This is a genomic window from Streptomyces sp. NPDC059456 (assembly GCF_042750055.1).
Lineage (GTDB): Bacteria > Actinomycetota > Actinomycetes > Streptomycetales > Streptomycetaceae > Streptomyces.
Map to the genome: position 1 here is coordinate 1 of NZ_JBHYVA010001079.1, position 1,585 is coordinate 1,585.

The following is a 1,585-nucleotide window of genomic DNA, read 5'->3' on the forward strand; positions in this document are numbered from 1 at the left end:
CGTCCGCCCCGGCCCCCGCCCGGATCGACGAGCGCGTGCTGGGTGCGGGCACGAGCGTGCGTTTCGTGACGCTGCTGTTCCTGCTCCTTGCAGCGAGCGGCTCCATGATGCTGACCGTCGTCCTCGGCCTGGCCGACGACGACCGGTCCGGGTGCGAACTCGCTGCCGGCGCCGACCCGTCCGATGCGTCCTGGACGCAGTCCGCCCGCACCGTCGGCCAGGCCGTCGCCTACCGGCTCTGCCAGTCCGTGTGGGAACCCCCTCCGCCCTGGTGGCAGCTCGCCGGCTGGCCCGTCCTGCTGACCGCGGCGGCCGTGCTGCTCTTCCTGCTGCTGCCCCGCTGGAAGGCCCGGGCCGGCCGGGTGGTGCCGCTCGCGGCGGTCGACCCCGGCGGTGAACTGGGCGCCCTCGTCGCCGGGCTGGCCGCCACCGCCGGCCTCGCGACGGTGCCCCGGGTGGTCGTCGACCCGGCGGCCGGCGGATCCGGGGCGGTGGTGTTCGGGCGGACCGGCCGCCCGGTCGTGTGCCTGCAGGGAGGCCTGCTCGTCGACCGGGACCGCGATCCCGCGCGCCTGCGTGCGGTGCTGCTGCACGAACTCGCCCACGTGGCCAACCGGGACGTCACCCTCACCTATGCCACCGTCACGCTGTGGCGGGTGTTCCTGGCCCTCGTGCTGCTGCCCTACCTGCTCTGGGAGGGCCACGTCGTCCACGCGGTCCTCGCGGACGGCCGGATGCCGGTACCGGACCGGCCGATGCTGCTCGCCGCGTTCACGGTCACCCTGGTCCACCTCGCCCGCTCGGACGTCCTGCGCAGCCGTGAGGTCCACGCCGACCTGACCGCGCTGCGCTGGGGCGCGGACCCGCGCGGCTGGGCCGCCGAGGGCCCGCGGGAGACCGCCGGCCCGGTCCCGCGGGCACGCGCCCTCGCCCCGGTCCTGGACCCGGTCCTCGCCCCGGTCCGCGCACTGTTGCGCACCCACCCGCAGTGGAGCCTGCGCCGCAGCGCCCTGAACGATCCGGCACCGCTGTTCCGCACCCCCGCCGCGGCGTTCTTCCTCACCGGCGCCACGGTCGTGCTCGTCGACCAGCACCTGCTGTACTACCTGGCGCCCTACGGCCTGGCGACGATCGGGATCACCCAGGCGATCACGCTGCTGTCCGCCGCCCTGGTCACCGCGATCGCCGGCACCTCGCTCTGGCGGACGGTCGCGTACGCCGTGCTGACCGGGGCCCGAGTGCCCTCGGGCCTGTGGGCGGGAGGATGGCTGGGTGCGGGCATCGCCGCCGGAACGGTCCTCACCAGTTCGGGCGGGAGCGGGGTGTGGCTGCCGCATCGGCCGCAGCTCCTGCTGCTGCCCGTGGCCGTCGGACTGGCCTACGGGTCGTGGCTCACGCAGTGCGCCCACCTGTGGACCCGCACCCGGCGCGGCCGGAGCCTGCGGCCCGCCCTGCTGATCAGCCTGGGCGCCGTCGTCCCCGCGCTCGGGCTGTGGCTCGCCTGGTGGCACCTGATGGGGGTCCTGTACGCGAGCGGGTTCACGGCGCGCGCGGCCGGGGTGGCCCAGTGGGTCCACGCCCCTGT

1 protein-coding gene is annotated in these 1,585 nt (G+C 76.0%); it reads left to right on the forward strand.

Annotated features, from left to right (window positions below):
• Window positions 1-1,585, forward strand: a 1,585-nt coding sequence (locus ACFXA3_RS42315) for a M56 family metallopeptidase (RefSeq protein WP_385196824.1), incomplete at both ends; no start/stop codon positions are given.